The 16,694-nt window shown below is 72.0% G+C and carries 18 protein-coding genes and 2 pseudogenes; 9 read left to right on the forward strand and 11 right to left on the reverse strand.

All coding sequences use genetic code 11. The features are described from left to right. Together E1283_RS03040 and E1283_RS03045 are read right to left on the reverse strand one after the other, a co-directional pair. Positions 1-803: peptidoglycan-binding domain-containing protein (locus tag E1283_RS03040; RefSeq protein WP_132816277.1), on the reverse strand; the 803-nt coding region annotated here is incomplete at its 3' end. Next, complete coding sequence (locus tag E1283_RS03045) at positions 803-1,351, reverse strand: hypothetical protein (protein WP_132816279.1); 549 nt, start codon at positions 1,349-1,351, stop codon at positions 803-805. The genes E1283_RS03040 and E1283_RS03045, both read right to left, overlap by 1 nt. 120 nt (positions 1,352-1,471) lie before the next feature. Here E1283_RS03045 and E1283_RS03050 point away from each other — a divergent pair, with 120 nt between their 5' ends. Both E1283_RS03050 and E1283_RS03055 read left to right on the forward strand, forming a co-directional pair. After that, the gene (locus E1283_RS03050; RefSeq protein WP_132816280.1) at positions 1,472-2,128 is read left to right on the forward strand and encodes a response regulator transcription factor; all 657 of its coding nucleotides are present in this window, start codon (positions 1,472-1,474) and stop codon (positions 2,126-2,128) included. Next, positions 2,125-3,339, forward strand: coding sequence for a sensor histidine kinase (locus E1283_RS03055; RefSeq protein ID WP_243744567.1), 1,215 nt, complete (start codon positions 2,125-2,127; stop codon positions 3,337-3,339). Before E1283_RS03050 ends, E1283_RS03055 begins: the two co-directional genes overlap by 4 nt. A 9-nt stretch (positions 3,340-3,348) precedes the next feature. Here E1283_RS03055 and E1283_RS03060 read toward each other — a convergent pair whose 3' ends face one another. Beyond that, positions 3,349-4,254: an AraC family transcriptional regulator gene (locus E1283_RS03060; protein ID WP_132816281.1), complete on the reverse strand. Its 906-nt coding sequence runs from the start codon at positions 4,252-4,254 to the stop codon at positions 3,349-3,351. A 160-nt stretch (positions 4,255-4,414) separates the two neighbouring features. Here E1283_RS03060 and E1283_RS03065 point away from each other — a divergent pair, with 160 nt between their 5' ends. Next, complete coding sequence (locus E1283_RS03065) at positions 4,415-5,173, forward strand: SDR family NAD(P)-dependent oxidoreductase (RefSeq protein WP_132816282.1); 759 nt, start codon at positions 4,415-4,417, stop codon at positions 5,171-5,173. 25 nt (positions 5,174-5,198) lie between these two features. Here E1283_RS03065 and E1283_RS03070 read toward each other — a convergent pair whose 3' ends face one another. From E1283_RS03070 to E1283_RS03080, 3 genes are read right to left on the reverse strand one after another with little or no spacing between them, the layout of a single operon-like run. Then, entirely contained in the window at positions 5,199-5,576 is a 378-nt protein-coding gene (locus tag E1283_RS03070; protein ID WP_132816283.1) for a VOC family protein, read from the reverse strand. Between the two features lie 29 nt (positions 5,577-5,605). Next, positions 5,606-6,073, reverse strand: a complete 468-nt coding sequence (locus E1283_RS03075) for a hypothetical protein (RefSeq protein ID WP_132816284.1) — start codon at positions 6,071-6,073, stop codon at positions 5,606-5,608. A 4-nt stretch (positions 6,074-6,077) separates the two neighbouring features. Continuing rightward, positions 6,078-6,515: a hypothetical protein gene (locus tag E1283_RS03080; RefSeq protein ID WP_132816285.1), complete on the reverse strand. Its 438-nt coding sequence runs from the start codon at positions 6,513-6,515 to the stop codon at positions 6,078-6,080. A 116-nt stretch (positions 6,516-6,631) separates the two neighbouring features. Here E1283_RS03080 and E1283_RS03085 point away from each other — a divergent pair, with 116 nt between their 5' ends. Next, positions 6,632-7,447, forward strand: coding sequence for a helix-turn-helix domain-containing protein (locus E1283_RS03085; RefSeq protein ID WP_132816286.1), 816 nt, complete (start codon positions 6,632-6,634; stop codon positions 7,445-7,447). Beyond that, on the forward strand, positions 7,444-7,686 hold the full coding sequence (locus E1283_RS03090) for a DUF397 domain-containing protein (protein ID WP_132816287.1): 243 nt from the start codon (positions 7,444-7,446) through the stop codon (positions 7,684-7,686). Before E1283_RS03085 ends, E1283_RS03090 begins: the two co-directional genes overlap by 4 nt. 38 nt (positions 7,687-7,724) lie before the next feature. Here the strand turns inward: E1283_RS03090 and E1283_RS03095 are convergent, their stop codons facing one another. Continuing rightward, complete coding sequence (locus E1283_RS03095) at positions 7,725-8,387, reverse strand: O-methyltransferase (RefSeq protein WP_132816288.1); 663 nt, start codon at positions 8,385-8,387, stop codon at positions 7,725-7,727. Between the two features lie 66 nt (positions 8,388-8,453). On the opposite strand from E1283_RS03095, the gene E1283_RS03100 reads away from it, so the two are divergent. Further along, on the forward strand, positions 8,454-9,104 hold the full coding sequence (locus tag E1283_RS03100) for a TetR/AcrR family transcriptional regulator (RefSeq protein WP_132816289.1): 651 nt from the start codon (positions 8,454-8,456) through the stop codon (positions 9,102-9,104). A gap of 146 nt (positions 9,105-9,250) precedes the next feature. On the opposite strand, the gene E1283_RS03105 is transcribed toward E1283_RS03100, so the two are convergent. The 3 genes and pseudogenes from E1283_RS03105 to E1283_RS39805 form a co-directional block, all read right to left on the reverse strand. Then, entirely contained in the window at positions 9,251-10,210 is a 960-nt protein-coding gene (locus E1283_RS03105) for a threonine ammonia-lyase (protein ID WP_132816290.1), read from the reverse strand. 43 nt (positions 10,211-10,253) lie between these two features. After that, a pseudogene (locus tag E1283_RS03110) lies at positions 10,254-10,403 on the reverse strand (zinc-binding dehydrogenase); the annotation flags it as partial. Continuing rightward, a pseudogene (locus E1283_RS39805) lies at positions 10,403-10,531 on the reverse strand (NADP-dependent oxidoreductase); the annotation flags it as partial. The pseudogenes E1283_RS03110 and E1283_RS39805, both read right to left, overlap by 1 nt. A gap of 117 nt (positions 10,532-10,648) precedes the next feature. On the opposite strand from E1283_RS39805, the gene E1283_RS03120 reads away from it, so the two are divergent. The 3 genes from E1283_RS03120 (at position 10,649) to E1283_RS03130 (ending at position 14,800) form a co-directional block, all read left to right on the forward strand. Then, complete coding sequence (locus tag E1283_RS03120) at positions 10,649-11,668, forward strand: ParB/Srx family N-terminal domain-containing protein (RefSeq protein ID WP_243744568.1); 1,020 nt, start codon at positions 10,649-10,651, stop codon at positions 11,666-11,668. A 197-nt stretch (positions 11,669-11,865) separates the two neighbouring features. Continuing rightward, positions 11,866-12,741, forward strand: a complete 876-nt coding sequence (locus E1283_RS03125) for an alpha/beta fold hydrolase (protein ID WP_132816292.1) — start codon at positions 11,866-11,868, stop codon at positions 12,739-12,741. A 289-nt stretch (positions 12,742-13,030) separates the two neighbouring features. Next, a complete protein-coding gene (locus E1283_RS03130) occupies positions 13,031-14,800 on the forward strand; it encodes a BCCT family transporter (protein WP_243744569.1) in 1,770 nt (589 codons plus the stop codon). Between the two features lie 53 nt (positions 14,801-14,853). Here the strand turns inward: E1283_RS03130 and E1283_RS03135 are convergent, their stop codons facing one another. Then, the gene (locus tag E1283_RS03135) at positions 14,854-16,506 is read right to left on the reverse strand and encodes an FAD-binding dehydrogenase (protein WP_132816294.1); all 1,653 of its coding nucleotides are present in this window, start codon (positions 16,504-16,506) and stop codon (positions 14,854-14,856) included. Positions 16,507-16,694: the final 188 nt, after the last annotated feature.

The raw sequence follows: 16,694 nt of genomic DNA on the forward strand, positions 1-16,694 counted from the left end.
CCCTCGCCGTCCGGGACGATCACGGTGAAGACCTCGCCGATCTCGCCCGCCGCGGCCCCGCCGCCGGGCAGGCCGACCGAGACCTGGGTGCCCGGCTCCGCCAACAGCCGGTCGGACACCTCCAGTCGCATGGTCACCAGCTTGCTGGTGCCGGTGCGGGTGAACACCTCGGTGCCGTCGACCGCCGGCCGGCCGATCTCCGCGAGCAGCCCGTCCACCCGCACGTCGCCGGGTGCGAACACCACCCGGCCCAGCTCGACGGCCCCCGTCCCGGGCAGGCCGAGGTCCTCCTGCCAGTCGCGGACCGCCGCGGCCGTCCTGTCGGTGAACTCCTCGTCCACCGTGAAGCCCGGGTAACCGAGTTCGGCGAGGTTCCGCTCCAACTGTTCGACGTCCGGGCCGTCGTCGACGCCCTCCGCCAGGTCGCGGTGGGCCGGGACGGAGCCGTGCAGCAGCGGCACGGGGCGGTCGTCGACCCGGAACAGCGTCTCGCCGCGGCCGATCTCGGCTCCGCTCTCCGGCAGCCAGGTGATGGTGCCCGGCAGCCGGTTCGCCACCGTGCTGGTGGGGCCGTGGCCGAGTTCCCCCTCGACCTCCCGCGTGTCGTCCAGCGTCTCCCTGGTGACCTCGGCGGTGGCCGGCGGTTCGGGGTCCTGGCCGCCGGTCGCGCCGTCCTCGCCCTGCCACGGGCGGGCCGCGACCAGGGCGGCCGTCCCGGTGGCGCCGGCCAGCAGGACGACCGCGGCCCACCTGGTGCCCCGGCCGCGCCCACGCCGGTGCCGTGTCTCGCGCGTGCCAGGCATCAGGGCTGCTCCACGGTCAGGTCGGCGCCGGGCAGGAACTCGGTCTGGCAGTCCTGCTGCGCCTCGGGGAAGCGGGAGTCCCGCATGATGTCCTCGGGGATGGCCAGGCCCCGCTCCTGCGGGTCGGGGAAGTCGGTGAACCCGGCGTCCCGCATGCACTGGGCGAACTGCAGCAGGTCCTCCGAGGTGGCGCTCCCGAGCCCGCCCAGGTCCCCGCCGCCCCCCGGCATCCGGTCCCGGCACGCCTCCATGGCCCGGTTCATCGTCTCCTCGTCGAGATCGGTGGCGTCGAGCGCCTCGGCCTCCTCGCCCGGCCGGGGGTCCGGCATGTCGACACCGTTCTCCCGCATGCACCGGGCGAACGCCAACCGCCCTTCCGCCGGGTCCTGTTCCGCCGTGGAGCCGCCGTCGCCGGACGGCGCCTCCCCGCCGTCGACCGAGGGCACGTCGTCGTCCCGTTCGGCACCGCCGTCGGACCCGCACCCCACCAGGGCCGGGCCGAACGCCAGCGGAACCGCCACCATCGCGCCACGTAGGCGTCGTCGCATCGGAAAGCACCTCTTCCTCGTCGTCACCGTGGGAAGTGATGCAAGCCGACGGGCTGTTGCGGGAGCGTTGGCGCGGACGCTAACGCCCGGCCAACGGCCTCCCTGCCAGCATCAGGTGCCATGCGGGTGCTGGTGGTGGAAGACGAGCGCGTCCTGGCGGACGCGACAGCTGAGTGGCTGCGCGGCGAGGCGCACGCGGTGGACGTCGCGCTGGACGGCGCCGCGGGCTGGGAGCGGATCGCGACCAACGACTACGACGTGGTCGTCCTGGACCGGGATCTGCCCAGGATGCACGGGGACGAGGTCTGCCGGCGGCTGGTCGCGTCGAAGGCGACGGCCCGGGTGCTGATGCTGACGGCCGCCGCCGAGATCGGCGACCGGGTCGCCGGCCTGTCGCTCGGCGCGGACGACTACCTGCCCAAACCGTTCGCCTTCGCCGAACTGGCCGCCCGCGTCCAGGCGTTGGGCCGCCGCTCGCGCCCCGCCGTACCGCCGGTGCTGCGCCGGGGCGGCATCACCCTGGACCCGGCCCGCCGGGAGGTCTTCCGGGACAACCGGTATGTCCCGCTGTCCCGCAAGGAGTTCGCCGTCCTCACCGAACTGCTGCGCGCCGACGGCGCGGTCGTCTCGGCCGAGCAGCTGCTGGAGAAGGCGTGGGACGAGCACATCGACCCGTTCACCGGCTCGGTGCGCTTCACCATCCTCAAGCTGCGCCGGAAACTGGGCGATCCACCGATCGTCCGGACGGTGCCCGGCGTCGGCTACCAGATCCCGTGACCGGCCGGCCACTCGCCCGCCCCACGATGCGGGCGCGGCTCACCCTGGTCAACGGCGGCTTGTTCCTCGTCGCCGGCCTCGCGCTGCTCGGTGTCACCTACCTGCTGTTCGACAACCAACTCGCGCGCTCGTCCTGGTCGGCGCCGGAACCCGACACCGCCGCCACGGACGGCGCCACCTCCGTCGCCACCCCGGCCCAGCCGGTGGTGGCCACCAGCGACGCCACCGCCTCGCTGCTCACCCAGGGCGCGATCGCGCTGGTCGTCGTCGGCGGGGTGGCGGTCGGCTGCGGCTGGCTGGTGGCGGGCCGGCTCCTGGCGCCGCTGCGCCGGGTCACCGACACAGCCCGGCGGATCGCCGACAGCGGCACCCTGCGCGAGCGGGTCGCGCTGAGCGGCTCCTACCACGAGGTGCGAGAGCTGGCCGACACCTTCGACACCATGCTCGAACGCCTGGACCGCGCCTTCGACGGCCAGCGCCACTTCGTGGCCAACGCCTCCCACGAGTTGCGCACCCCGCTGACGCTCAGCCGTGCCCTCGTCGAGCTGGCCATGCACCGCGCGACGGCCTCCCCCGACGTCCGCCGGCTCGGCGAGAGCCTGCTGGAGATCAACGCCCGCCACGAACGCCTCATCGCCGGCCTCCTCATGCTGGCGCGCGCCGAGCACGAACACCACGACCACTCCCCCGTCGACCTCGCCGACGTCGTCACGCACGTGGTGGCGGGGACCGCCCACGAGGCGGCCAGGGCCGAGGTCGCCGTCCACGAGTCCGCCGCTCCCGCGCCGATGACGGGCGACGCGCTGCTGCTCGAACGGCTGGTCCACAACCTGGTCGAGAACGCCGTTCGCCACAACACGGAAGACGGCGACGGCTGGGTCCGGGTCGCCAGCCGCACGGCGGCGGACGGCACGGTGGAGATCGAGGTGACCAACACCGGGCAGACGATCCCGCCCTACGACGTGCCCGGCCTCTTCGAGCCCTTCCGCCGCCTCGGCGGCCCGGACCAGGTCGTCTCCGGCCGGAGCGCGGGGCTCGGCCTGTCCATCGTCCGGGCCATCGCCGACGCCCACGCCGGCACCGTCACGGCGGAGCCACGCGCCGGCGGCGGCCTGACCGTCACGGTCTCCCTCCCCCACCAGGGCTCGCCACCGGCGACGAGTTCTCCGGACGCGGCAGGTCCGCCCGCTGCCGCTTCGTGGCCGGCGTGACCCGCGGGCTCAGGTGAGGGCGCCCGCCGCGGTGCGCACGGTGTGGCGCAGTTGGACGGCGTCCCGGCTGGGGGGTGTGCCGAACTGGCGGCGGTACTCGCGGCTGAACTGTGAGGGGTTGTCGTAGCCGACGCGTTGGCCGACGCCGGTGACGTCGCCCGGGTGGGTGGCGAGCAGCAGCCGGGCCTCCTGCAGCCGGATCTGTTTCTGGAACTGGATGGGGCTCATGGCGGTCACGGTCTGGAAGTTCCGGTGGAAGGCGGAGACGCTCATGCCGGAGACGCGGGCCACGTCCTCGACGCGGAAGGGCTCGGCGTAGTGCTCGCGGATCCAGCGCACGGCCCGTGAGATGTGGCTGAGGCCGCTGTCCGGCAGGCCCAGCTGGCGGACCGTCGCGCCCTGCTCGCCGGTGATCAGGCGCCACAGGATCTCGCGTTTGACCAGTGGTGCCAGCACGGTCCGGTCGCGGGGTTCGTCGAGCAGGCGCAGCAACCTGACCACCGCGTCGAGCAGCGCGTCCGGCGCGTCGCTGACGGCCATCCCGGGCGGAGTGCCCCCGCCGGCGCGCGGGCTGTCGCCGGGGCCGGCCTGGAGCAGCAGCTCGGCGACGGCGGTCGGTTCCAGCACCAGTCCGAAGCCGAGGGCCGGCTCCTCGGGACGGGCCCGGGTGAACTGTCCCGTGACGGGCAGGTCGACGGACGCGACCAGGTACTGCCCGGGGCCGTACTCGTAGACCCTGTCCCCCAGCGCCAGGCGTTTGGCGCCCTGCGCGATGACGGCGAGCACCGTGCCGGACGTCGAGGGCGCCGGCGGATCCGCTCGGTCGACCCTGGAGACGAGGACGCCGTCGACGGCGGTGGTCCAGTCGGGCCTGGCGTGCCGGGCCAGCAGGGCGCGGAGCTCTTCGAGGTGCATGCCCTCCATTGCAGCACCGTCTGCGGCCCTGTCTGCGGCACTGATCCCGTAGACGAGAGGATCGCGCAAGGAGGCGAGAGCATCGTTCTAACGTTTCCGCAGGTCACGTCGGTTGAATGGAAGGCATCCACTCGCGGACGACCACCCCTGGAGGAACACCATGAACGTCGCCGTCGTCACCGGCGCCAGCTCCGGCATCGGAAGGAGCGCCGCGATCGAGATCGCCAGGCGCGGAACCGGGGTCATCCTCACCTACGGCACCAACCGGCGGGGCGGGCTGGAGACGGCGGACGCCATCAGGGAGGACGGCGGCACCGCCGTCGCACTGCCGCTGGACGTCGGCGAGACCGGCACCTTCCCGGCCTTCCGCGACGCGGTGACCGACGCCCTGCGTGACACCTGGCAGCGCGACACCTTCGACTACCTGGTCAACAACGCCGGCTTCTCGCGGGCCTCACTGATCGAGGAGACCACCGAGGAGACGTTCGACGCCCTCATGCGGACCCTGCTGAAGGGCCCGTTCTTCCTGACGCAGAAGCTGCTGCCCCTGATCGCGGACGGCGGGGCCGTCGTCAACACCAGCAGCAGCTCGGCGGGGGCGGCCAGTCCGGAGCCCGGCTACGCGGCCTACGCGTCGATGAAGGGCGGCCTGGACGTGCTGACCCGGTTCATGGCCAAGGAGTTCAGCACCCGCGGCATCCGCGTCAACGCGGTCTCCCCGGGGCCCACCCGCACCCGCCTCGGCGACGACGCCTTCACCCGCTTCCCCGAGGTGATCCCGACCCTCGCCGCGAAGACGGCGCTCGGCCGGGTCGGCGAACCCGACGACGTCGGAGCGGTGATCGCCACCCTCGTCTCCCCCGAGAGCCGCTGGATCACCGCCCAGAACATCGAGGTCTCCGGCGGCTACTGCCTCTGAGACCACGCGCGGATCGCGGAGTTCCTCACGAGGCAGACCGATCCACCACGCCCCGTTCGACGCAGAGCTCGTTGCCCTCGGGGTCGTACAGCGTCACCCAGCCCCTGCCGTCCGGACTGCGGTGGTCGCCCTGGAGCGTGGCCCCGAGGGCGAGCAGCCGGTCGACCTCCTCGTCCCTGGTGAGGTCCTGGGGCTCGAGGTCCAGGTGGACCCGGTTCTTCACCGTCTTACCTTCGTCGACCCGGATGAAGAGCAACGTGCCGCCCGCCGTGGTGACCAGGACCTCCTCGTCGCCCGGGAAGTCGTTGTCGGCGATCGTGCCCTTCAACACCTCGGCCCAGAAGGTGGCCAACGTGTAGGGGTCGGCGGAGTCTATGGTGATGTGTCGAATCAGCGAACTCATGCCACCCACCCAACCACAGCGGGCCCGCCTCAGCTCCGGTCGGTTGCCTGAGGGGGCCGGCCGGTCAACGCGATCCCCGCCAGGACGGCGGCCCCGGCGACCGACGCCGCGGCCGTCCCCCGCACCGCCTGCGGCACGTCGTCCGCGGCCCGCCGGGTCCCGTCCTCCATCTCGCACACGGTCCTCAGGGTGGTGAAGCGGACCTGGTAGTCGATCGCCCCGTCGAACTGGGACCGGCACGGATGGTCGGGCGGGAACGGAGCCGAGTCCGCGCCGCCGTCCCGCGCCGTGGCCACGGTCAACATCAGGACCATGACCCCGAGCGAGTAGGACGCCGTGGCGACGGCCCCGCACCCCCAGGCGCCGGCGACGACCACCCGGCGCCAGCCGGACCAATGTCGTCTCTGCCCGGGTAGCGCGACTCTGAGACAGCGGACCAGGCAGAAAACGACCAGCACGACGGCGGTGAGCAGGACCACGGGCACGAGGAGGATCATTGCGTCATCCTGCCAGCGGACCCGAACCAATGAGCGTGTTCAGCAGGTTGACGTCCACGAACGGCGCGGCCTCGGTCGGCCGCGACCGCCAGAGCAACGGCCACGTGCGGCGGTCGCCTTGCAGCGACGGCACGCCGACGTACGAGTACCGCTCGTCGCTCCGACAGAACGCCTCGGCCGGGAACGACCACCGGTAGCGGCGCACCGAGCCGGGCGGGACGAGGAAGTACGTGCGGGGCTCGCCGATCGCCTGGAACACGATGGGCCCGGCCCGGTGTCCGGTCCGCTCCCCGAGGACGTCCGCCACGGCCGGCCCCTGTTCCCCAACGATCCGCACGGCGTCGAAGACGACGCCGACCATGCGGAGCGTCGTGCCGACACGGGGCACCCAGTCGGGACGGTAGGGGGACGCCACCGGTTCGAGTTCATTTTCGCCGATCATGCCGTCCATGGTTTCGCCGGACGTCTAGCGTGACCAGAGGTGACGAGGCGACACCACAGCGTGTGCCGGGGTTCGTTACCGGTGTGTGCGGCTGTGTGAAACCTCGGGAGGGCGAAATGGCCGTGAAGAAGAATCAGAGCCTGGACGGTCGACAGGTGTTCGGCGCACTCCTGCGGGCGCTCCGCGAGTTCAACGACGTGACGCCGGGGCAGGCGGCGCTGATCGTCGGCTACTCCGAGTCCATGCTGGAGAAGATCGAACGCGGCGAGCGCAACGCCAGCCCGGAGTTCATCGACGAGATCGAGAAACTGCTCGCCCTGCCGGGCGTGTTGGAACCGACGGCAACTCGGCTGCGGGAGCAGCGGCACCCGGACTGGTTCGGCGAGTACGCCGAGCGGGAGGGCGAGGCGGTCAGCCTGTGGTCGTACACGACGAACGCCGTACACGGCCTGCTGCAAACCCGTGAGTACGCACACTCCGTGCTCAGCGCTTATGCACCCACCCTGGACGACGAAGAGGTGGAGCGTCGAGTACAGGCACGGCTGGATCGCCAGGAGCTGCTGACTCGAAAGCCGGCGGTCAACCTTTCCCAGGTCATCCTGGAATCGGTTCTGCGGCAGCCAATCGGTGGACCAGCCGTGATGAAGGCCCAACTGGGCCGCCTGCTGGACGTCTCGGCCATGCGCAATGCCTCGGTACAGGTAATGCCCCTGTCCCACGGCGCCCACCCGGGGATGGACGGCCCCTTCACTTTGATGGAAACTGCGAGCCAGGAATGGGTCGCCTACGTCGAAGGCCCCGACATCGGCCATGTCATCGACAGCAGGAAGCAGGTCAGCCAATTCCAGGTGAGGTATGGCATGATCCGCACTCAGGCGCTCAACGAAGCTGATTCCCGCCGGCTGATCGAGGAGATGATCCGCGAACTATGAGTCGTTCCTCCCTCGTGTGGTTCAAGAGCAGCTACAGCGGCAACCAGGGGGGCGAGTGCCTCGAAGTCGCCCTGGAATGGCGCAAGTCCAGCCGCAGCGGCAGCGAGCCAGGCGACTGCGTCGAGGTGGCCGCCTGTCCGGCGGCCACCGTGCATGTCCGGGACTCGAAGAACCGCGCCGGGGGCGCGCTCGCCGTGTCGGCGGCGGCTTGGCGGAGCCTGGTCGGGCATCTGTCGTAGTTCGTCTCGATCCGGCCGGGCGTGCTTCGCCGCGCCGCTCAGAGGCGGCAGCTGATCTCCATGCCGTCCTCGACGGGGAACGTGACGCTCTGGTATCCGTTCGCCGGGTCGCGTACGTAGTCGAGGTACGGCCGCAGACTGCTCAGGTCGACGTCGTCGGCCACGACGAGTGTGCCGGGACGCAGACGCGGCTCGAGAAGCCGCAGGGCGGGCAGGCACAGCTCTTTCCAGCCGTCCAGCAGGACGAAGTCAGCGGGGTCGTCGAGGCCGCGGAGGGTGTCGCGGGCGTCTCCCTCCAGCACGGTGATCAGGTCGTCCAGGCCGGTCTCGGCGAAGGTCCGGCGGGTCGCGGCGATTTTGTCCTTGCTGAGTTCCGTGGTGATGACGCGTCCGGTGCCGTTGTCCCGAACGGCCGCGGCCAGGTACAGCGTGGAGATCCCGAAGGACATGCCGAACTCGACGACCGTGGCCGGGCGGACGGCCCGGACCAGGTTGTACAGCAGTTCCCCGCCTCTGGCGGAGATCGGCATGTAGACCTCCGCCACGGCGTCGGCCCGCTCCTGGGGTGTCAGCGGCTCGAACCCGCCGGGCAGCTGCGCACTGACGCGCGCGGCGGTGACGTCGTCCTGCTCGGCTCGCTCGAACATCCGGCCGAGGGCTACCTCGATGCGGGGGTCGGCAAGCGTGTGGGTGTGTGTCATGAGAGCTAGAGTAGACGCAACGTTGCGTCACGCCTAGGGGCGATACTCTGACCGACGGGAGGCGAAATGGCACCTGTGGCAAACGCCGCCGAGGCGAGCGGCACCGGCGGATCGGCGCGGCGTCACCACGGCAACCGGCACGGACGCAGCGAACAGGCCCGGCTGGCGGTACTGCGGGTGGCCGACGGCCTGCTCGTCGAGAAGGGTTTCGCGGGCGTCACGATGGAGGGCATCGCCGCACGGGCCGGCGTGGCCAAGCAGACCATCTACCGCTGGTGGAAGAGTAAGACCGACGTCCTGATGGACGCCTTCCTCCAGGACGCGACCGAGGACCTCACGGCTCCCGATTCCGGCGACATCGCCCTCGACCTGCGCGACTATCTGCGCCGACTGGCGTGGTTCCTCAGTGAGTCCGACCCCGGCGCCGTCTTCAAGGCGCTGATCGCCCAGGCGCAGCACGATCCGGTGTTCGCCCAGGACTTCCGGTCCCGATACCTCGACGGGCAACGCCGCCGCGACCGCCTGCCGTTGGAGCGGGCCGTGGACAGGGGCCAGCTGCCCGCGGACCTCGACATGGCGGCCGAGACGGACCAGCTCGTAGGCCCTCTCTACTACCGCGTGCTGGTGACCGACGAACCGATCAGCCACGAGTTCACCGACGGGCTCGTCGACGCGTTCCTCCGACGGCACAAGGTGACGGCGCGGACGAAGTCCTGACCGCCGGGCAGGCCGCGGACAGCCCCCTGTTCATCCCCGTGCTGGACAGGATCCGCGCCCGGCCGTCCCGTCACTCACGACGCCGATCTCCACCGTGATCGCAGACCTCTTGCAAGGAGCCGATGGATCACGACATCACACAGGCCCTAAGCGGTCCAACGACGGTACGCGTCCCCGTCGACGTTGCTGCCGCAGAGGATGGTGACCACGTGGCGGTCGGCGAAGCGGTCGCGGTCCTCCAGGATCGCCGCGATGCCGAGCGCGGCCGACGGTTCGGCGATGAGGCCGGCGTGGTCGTGGAGCATCCGCATGCCGGCGATGATCGACGACTCCCGCACCAGGACCGCGTCGTCGGCGACCAGCAGAAGGTCGTCCAGGACGGCGGGGATGGGGCGCCGGCCGGCGACGCCGTCCGCGATGGTGTCGGTCGTGTCGGTGGTGACGACGCGCCGCTCGCGCCACGAGCGCGTCATCGCCGGGGCGCCCAACGGCTGGACGCAGATCACCTCGGCCTCGGGCGCCAGGGCCTTCACCACATGACCCACGCCGGTGGCCAGCGCGCCGCCGCCGAGCGCGATCAGGACGGCGTCGAACGACGGCGCGGCGTCGACCAGTTCCAGGCCGATGGTCGCCGCGCCCTCGCAGGTCTCGATGTCCAGGCTGTCCTCGACCAGCCGGAGGCCGTCGCGGTGCGCGATGGCCGCGGCCCGCTCGCGGGCCAACTCGTGGTCGCCGTCGACCAGTTCCAGCTTGGCGTCCAACGCGCGGATGCGATCGAGCTTGGCCGCGGTCGCGTGGCGCGACGCCACGACGGTGATGTCGAGGCCCCGGCGGCGGCCGGACCAGGCGAGGGCCTGGCCGAGGTTGCCGGCGCTGGCGCACACCGCGGCGCGTGAGCCGTTGTCGGCGAGCAGGCTGGTGACGAGCTCGGTGCCGCGGCCCTTGAAGCAGCGGACGGGGTTCGCCGTTTCGAGCTTGATGCTCACCTCGCACCCGAGGTCGGGCTCCAACGCCTCGCAGCGGTACAGCGGTGTGTCGAGGAACACCGGGTCGATCACCCGGCGGGCCGCCCTGATCCGGGCGGTGTCGAGACGTGTCTCCTGCATGCCCGGAGCATAGGCGGCCCGCCGGTGGGCACTTGGAGCACTTCAGGCGGACCACGATCTTCCCCCGCGTGTGTCCGCGCTCGGCGTACGCGTGCGCCTCCGCGGTCCGTTCGAGCGGGTAGACCCGCTCGACGCGCGGCGTGCAGCGGCCCTGCCGGCCGGGTTCGGCCGCTTCGGCGAGGAGCGCGAGGTCGACGCCGCGGCGCGGACGCGGATCTCGCCGGGCCCGGGGTGTGGGTCCGGCACCTGCTCGACCACGAGGGTCTCCACACCGCCGTACTCGTGGTACCGGACTGCGCGCATGTCGTCGTGCCTTTCCACGTCGGGCGCTGTGACCGTCCTCCCGGCCCCGGCGGCCGACCGGCCCGCGGAGTGCCAACCTCCACTTGTCGTGCCTGGTTCACCTTTCCGTCACCGGGGACCGTCACGATGCCCCGCGTGAAGAACACAGGACAAACCAGGCGGCGAGGCGCGTGGCTGGCGACGGCCGCGCTCGTCGGTGTGGTGGGCGTCGCCGGTGCCGGCACGGCCGAGGCACGTGGTCGCGGCCCGCAGGCCGGCGACCTCATCACCGTCTCGCTGGCCGAACTGCGGCCCACCCAGCCGGCCATCGGCTACGACCAGATCTACTACAAGCTCGGCCGCTACGCCGCCGAGCCCGACAAGGCCTTCGACGACTGGTGCGAGGCCAACGGCCAGGGTGAGGCCGACGAGGTCACCTCCCGCTCGCGCCTCGACGACGCGCGCACCTTCTCGTGCACCATCCCGCTGGGCGAGGAGACCGAGGACTCCATAGCCGTCATGAAGACCGTGGTCATCGGTCCCGGCGGCAAGCTCTACCTCACCGACGGGCACCACACGTTCACCTCCTTCTGGGAAGCTCAGGGCGGCGGCTCCGACACCCGGATCCGGGTCCGGGTCGTGGACAACCTCAGCGACCTGAGCATGCCGGCGTTCTGGCGGGAGATGCAGGCGCAGAACTGGGTGTGGCTGCGGGACGGCGACAACCGGCCCATCACCGCGAACCGGCTGTCCCGGCACATCGGGCTGCGCAGCCTCGGTGAGGACCCGTACCGCGCGCTGGTCTACTTCACCCGGGACATCGGCTACGCCCAGCCGGACGACGCCACCGAGTTCCTGGAGTTCTACTGGGCCAGCTGGGTCCGGGAGAACTACGACCTGGACGACTACGACCTGGCCGACTTCGACACCTACCTCGCGCTGGTGCGTCAGGTGTCCGAGGACATGGTCGCGCTCGACCCGGACACCGTCGTCGCGGGCGGGCGCACCGCCGCCGAGCTGGGCCGGCTGGCCGAGTGGAACGACGGCGAGCCCGAGGACGACGGCGAGTGGGAGAAGCTGAGCCGGCCGATCACGGACGACAAGCCCGGCAAGCTCGCCTACGCCCTGGAGTACCGGGAGTCGGTCGCCGACGAACACCACCACCGCGCGGCGTAGCCGGCGACCGCCAGTAGGCGGACCGGCGTCGGGGGGTCGGCGTGGCCGCCGGCCCCCTCGTCGGGTCCGGCGCGCGCCGGACGCCCGGCGGCACCTCGCCGCCCCCTCCCGGTGGGCACCGCCGGCGATGCGGGACGGGCCCGCCGGGGTGACGATGAGGGGACCGAGCGTTCCGCCCGAGTCCCTGGAGGTCGGCCATGGCTCCGGTCGTGCACCACCGCACCGTGGAGATCGAAGGACTGGACGTCTTCTGCCGGGAGGCCGGCCCTGCCGAGGCCCCGGCGGTCGTGCTGCTGCACGGCTTCCCGAGCAGCTCGCACATGTTCCGGAACCTGATCCCGGCCCTGGCCGACCGCTACCGGGTGATCGCGCCCGACCACATCGGCTTCGGCTACTCGTCGATGCCGGCGCCCGACGACTTCCCCTACACCTTCGACGCGCTGACGGACGTGACCGAGGCGCTTCTCGGACGACTGGGCGTCGGCCGGTTCGCGATGTACGTGCAGGACTACGGGGCGCCGATCGGCTGGCGGCTGGCCACCCGGGCGCCCGACCGGGTGACGGCCGTCGTCAGCCAGAACGGCAACGCCTACGAGGACGGCTTCGTCAGGTCGTTCTGGGACGGGCTCTTCGCCTACGCCGAGTCGCCCGGCCCCGACACCGAGCCGGGGGTGCGCGGCGCCCTGACGCCGGAGATCACCCGGTGGCAGTACCTGAACGGCGTCGCCGACCCGAGCCTGGTCAGCCCCGACGCCTGGACCCTCGACCAGGCGCTCCTCGACCGGCCGGGCAACGACGAGATCCAGCTGCGGCTCTTCCGCGACTATCCGAGCAACGTGGCCGGCTACCCGGGGCTGCACGAGTACTTCAGGTCCAGCCAGGTGCCGCTGCTCGCCGTCTGGGGCGCGGGCGACGAGATCTTCGGCCCCGAGGGAGCCCGGGCGTTCCTCCGCGACCTGCCGGACGCGGAGGTGCACCTCCTGGAGTCGGGGCACTTCGCGCTGGAGAGCCACCTCGACGCCGTCGCGGGCTACGTGCGCGGCTTCCTGGGGCGCGTGCTGCCCGCGACGTAGCGGCGGGCGGCGTTCACGGTGCGTCGACGGTCGGACGCCTCCGTGTAAGGAACAGATAAGAATTGTGACATTTTTCGCCACCCCATCCGACTCCGCTCCGCCGAAGCCCTCTCCACACTCCGTGAATATCGCTGGTCAACGCGTTTTATCCGCGTGGCATGGTTGGTGCGAAACCGGGTAGCCGCCCGCCCATGCAGATTGTTGCCCGGTACAGCTACAACGGCTGACCAGCCACGAGACCGGGTGGAAAGGAAGGTTGTACGGCGTGCCAAGCGATAAACACGGTTCGGTGACGACAACGGACAGACCCTCTCGGCTGTCGCTGACGAAACCACGGACGGATCCGGTGGTGTTCGGCGTCGCAGCCGTGCTGACGTTGGCCTTCATCGTCTGGGGAGCGGCGTCCTCGGACTCGCTCGCCGAGGCGTCGGGAGACGCGCTCGGCGCGATCATCCACCACGCCGGCTGGGGCTTCGTGCTCGCGGCTTCCGGGTTCGTGGTGTTCGCGCTCTGGCTGGCGATGAGCCGGTACGGGCGGATCACCTTGGGCAAGGAGGGCGAGAAGCCGGAGTTCCGGACGATCTCGTGGATCGCGATGATGTTCAGCGCCGGCATGGGCATCGGCCTGATGTTCTGGGGTGTGAGCGAGCCCCTGGCGCACTACGCCACGGCGCCGCCCGGCACCTCGCCGGCGGACGACGGCGAGCGGATGACCACCGCGCTGTCCACCACGCTCTTCCACTGGACGCTGCACCCCTGGGCGATCTACGCCGTGGTCGGCCTGGCCATCGCGTACAGCGTCTACCGGCGTGGCAGGCGGCAGACGATCAGCGCCGTGTTCACGCCGCTGATCGGCGAGAAGCGGGCCAACGGCTCGTGGGGCCGGGTCATCGACATCCTGGCGATCATCGCGACGCTGTTCGGCTCGGCCGCCTCGCTGGGTCTCGGCGCGTTGCAGATCGGCAGCGGCATCGAGGAGCTCGGCTGGATGAGCGACGTCGGCACCGGGCTGCTGGTGCTGGTGATCGCCGGCCTGACCGCGGCGTTCGTGCTGTCCGCCGTGTCCGGCGTGGCCAAGGGCATCCAGTGGCTGTCCAACATCAACATGGTGCTGGCCGTCGTGCTGGTGGTCTTCCTGTTCGTGGCCGGCCCGACGGTGCTGATCCTGGACCTGATCCCGTCCTCACTCGGCACGTTCATCGGGGACCTGCCGCAGATGGCGGCGCGCACCGAGGCCAGCGGCGGCGAGGGCGTCGGCGACTGGCTGTCCGGCTGGACGGTCTTCTACTGGGCCTGGTGGATCTCGTGGACGCCGTTCGTCGGCATGTTCATCGCGCGGATCAGCCGGGGCCGGACCATCCGGCAGTTCGTCGGCGGCGTCATCCTGGTGCCGAGCGTGGTCAGCCTGATCTGGTTCGCGATCTTCGGCGGCACCGGCATGCGCCTGGAGTCGCAGGGCGCGGGCCTGACCGAGCAGGCCACCACGGAGGGCCAGCTGTTCGCGGTGCTCCAGGAGTACCCGGCGGCCAGCGTCACGGCGCTGCTGGTGATGGTGCTGGTCGGGATCTTCTTCGTGTCCGGCGCGGACGCGGCGTCCATCGTGATGGGCACCCTGTCGCAGCGCGGCACGCTGGAGCCGAGCCGGCTGGTCGTCGTCTTCTGGGGCGCGCTGACCGGCGCGGTGGCCGCGGTGATGCTGATGATCGGCGGCGGCGGTTCGACGGCGCTCGACGGCCTCCAGAACCTGACGATCCTGGCGGCCGTGCCGTTCACCCTGGTGATGGTCGGGCTCTGTTGGGCGCTGATGCGCGACCTGCGGCACGACTCGCTGATCCTGCGTGAGGAGAAGGGCGTCGAGGCCGTGGAGATGGCCGTGATGGCCGGACACCAGCGCTACGACGGCGACTTCGAGCTGCGCATCGGCCCGGGCAACGGCAACGGCGACGCGAACGGCCACGCCAACGGGAACGGCGAGGGGCCGGCGAACGGGACCGATCCCGGCACGCCGGACGACGTCGACGTGCCGGCGCTGGCCGACCAGCCGACGGCCCGCGGCTGACCCCGCGCCTCCGCTCCGCCGCGGCCCGGGTCCGGTGAGCGCGCCTCCGCGCGCTACACGGCCCGGGCCGCGGCACGTCCGGCGGCACGCCCCGAGAAGAGGCAGCCGCCGAGGAACGTGCCCTCCAGCGAGCGGTAGCCGTGCACCCCGCCGCCGCCGAACCCGGCGGCCTCGCCGGCCGCGTACACGCCGGGCAGCGGCTCGCCGGCGGCCGTCATGACCCGGGACGACAGGTCGGTCTCGAGCCCGCCCAGGGTCTTGCGGGTGAGGACGGAGAGCCGGGCGGCGATCAGCGGCCCGGCCTTGGGGTCGAGGAGCGCGTGCGGCGGCGCCACCCGGGCCAGCCGCTCGCCGCGGAAGCCACGGGCCCGGCGGATCACCACGGCCTGCGGGTCCCGGCCTTCGTCCGCGGTGATCTCCCGGTCCCTGGTCTCGATCACGCGCCGCAGCGCGGCCGCGTCGATCAGCTCCGTGCCCGTCACCCGGTTCATGCCGCGGGCCAGCTCCGCGACGTCGTCGGCGACGACGAAGTCGGCGCCCCGGTCGAGGAACGCCCGCACCGGGCCCGGGATGCCGGAGCGGATCCGGCCCAGCACCTCGAGCACGCGCTTTCCGGTGAGGTCGGGGTTCTGCTCCGAGCCGGAGAGCGCGAACTCCTTCTCGATCACCCGCCGGCTGAGCACGAACCAGGTGTACTCGTGCCCGGCCCCCCTGATGTGTTCGAGCGCGCCGAGGGTGTCGGCGCCCGGTACGTGCTCGGCGGGCAGCCGGCGACCGGCCGGGTCCAGCCAGAGCGAGGAGGGGCCGGGCAGGACGCGGATGCCGTGACCGGCCCAGACCGGGTCCCAGTTGGCGATGCCCTCGGTGTAGTGCCACATCCGGTCACGGTTGATCAGCCGGCCGCCGGCGCGTTCGGCGACGCCCAGCATCAGGCCGTCCACGTGCGCGGGCACGCCGGTCAGCATCCGCTCCGGCGGAGTGCCGAGCCGCTCCGGCCAGTTGGCGCGGACCAGGTCCCCGTTGCCGCCGATGCCGCCCGAGGTGACGATCACGGCCTGGGCGCGCAGCTCGAAGGTGCCGGCCGCCTCACGCGAGCTGGCCGTGCCGCGCGGCGCCGAACTGGGCGTCAGCACCTCGCCGGTGACGGTGTCGACGACGCCGCCGGTGCGGCCGAGGCCGGTGACGCGGTGCCGGAACCGGGTTTCGACCAGGCCGCGTTCCTCGGCGGCACGCAGCCGCCCGACGAACGGTTCGAGGACGCCGGGCCCCGTCCCCCAGGTGATGTGGAAGCGGGGCACCGAGTTGCCGCGACCGCTGTCGTCGCCGCCGCCGCGCTCGGCCCAGCCGACGACGGGAAAGATCTTGATGCCGCGCTCGCGCAGCCAGGCGCGCTTCTCGCCGGCGGCGAACTCCACGTACGCCTCCGCCCAGCGGCGCGGCCAGCGGTCCTCGCCACGGTCGAAGCCGGCGGTGGCGAGCCAGTCGCGGAGCGCGAGTTCGTGGCTGTCGCGGATGCCGAGGCGCCGCTGCTCGGGGGAGTCGACGAGGAAGAGGCCGCCGAACGACCAGTGCGCCTGGCCCCCGAGGGACGCCTCCGGCTCCTGGTCGAGCAGGATCACCCTGCGCCCGGCCTCGGTCAGTTCGGCCACGGCGACCAGCCCGGCGAGGCCGGCGCCGATCACGATGACATCCGCGTCATAACCCATGCGGGCCAATGTATCCCCGGCCGAGCGGGCGGTCGGCCGGAGCGCCGCCCGCCCGGCCCGCCGAAGGCGGGGCCCGGCGGGCCCGGGGCCCGCGACCAAGCCGGGGCATTGCCCCGGACCCCGCCGGGAGAATCGGTGCGGAGGCCGGAGGGCCGTGGCGCCGAAGGTCAGGCCCCGGCCACGCCTCC

This window comes from Streptomyces hainanensis (assembly GCF_004348415.1).
Lineage (GTDB): Bacteria > Actinomycetota > Actinomycetes > Streptomycetales > Streptomycetaceae > Streptomyces > Streptomyces hainanensis.

Excerpts from the sequence above, each read along its gene's own strand:
- E1283_RS03045 (WP_132816279.1), bottom strand. The coding sequence starts at position 1,351 with ATGCGACGACGCCTACGTGGCGCGATGGTGGCGGTTCCGCTGGCGTTC.
- E1283_RS03050 (WP_132816280.1), top strand. The coding sequence starts at position 1,472 with ATGCGGGTGCTGGTGGTGGAAGACGAGCGCGTCCTGGCGGACGCGACA.
- E1283_RS03060 (WP_132816281.1), bottom strand. The coding sequence starts at position 4,254 with ATGCACCTCGAAGAGCTCCGCGCCCTGCTGGCCCGGCACGCCAGGCCC.
- E1283_RS03065 (WP_132816282.1), top strand. The coding sequence starts at position 4,415 with ATGAACGTCGCCGTCGTCACCGGCGCCAGCTCCGGCATCGGAAGGAGC.
- E1283_RS03070 (WP_132816283.1), bottom strand. The coding sequence starts at position 5,576 with ATGAGTTCGCTGATTCGACACATCACCATAGACTCCGCCGACCCCTAC.
- E1283_RS03075 (WP_132816284.1), bottom strand. The coding sequence starts at position 6,073 with ATGATCCTCCTCGTGCCCGTGGTCCTGCTCACCGCCGTCGTGCTGGTC.
- E1283_RS03080 (WP_132816285.1), bottom strand. The coding sequence starts at position 6,515 with ATGATCGGCGAAAATGAACTCGAACCGGTGGCGTCCCCCTACCGTCCC.
- E1283_RS03085 (WP_132816286.1), top strand. The coding sequence starts at position 6,632 with ATGGCCGTGAAGAAGAATCAGAGCCTGGACGGTCGACAGGTGTTCGGC.
- E1283_RS03090 (WP_132816287.1), top strand. The coding sequence starts at position 7,444 with ATGAGTCGTTCCTCCCTCGTGTGGTTCAAGAGCAGCTACAGCGGCAAC.
- E1283_RS03095 (WP_132816288.1), bottom strand. The coding sequence starts at position 8,387 with ATGACACACACCCACACGCTTGCCGACCCCCGCATCGAGGTAGCCCTC.
- E1283_RS03100 (WP_132816289.1), top strand. The coding sequence starts at position 8,454 with ATGGCACCTGTGGCAAACGCCGCCGAGGCGAGCGGCACCGGCGGATCG.
- E1283_RS03105 (WP_132816290.1), bottom strand. The coding sequence starts at position 10,210 with ATGCAGGAGACACGTCTCGACACCGCCCGGATCAGGGCGGCCCGCCGG.
- E1283_RS03125 (WP_132816292.1), top strand. The coding sequence starts at position 11,866 with ATGGCTCCGGTCGTGCACCACCGCACCGTGGAGATCGAAGGACTGGAC.
- E1283_RS03135 (WP_132816294.1), bottom strand. The coding sequence starts at position 16,506 with ATGGGTTATGACGCGGATGTCATCGTGATCGGCGCCGGCCTCGCCGGG.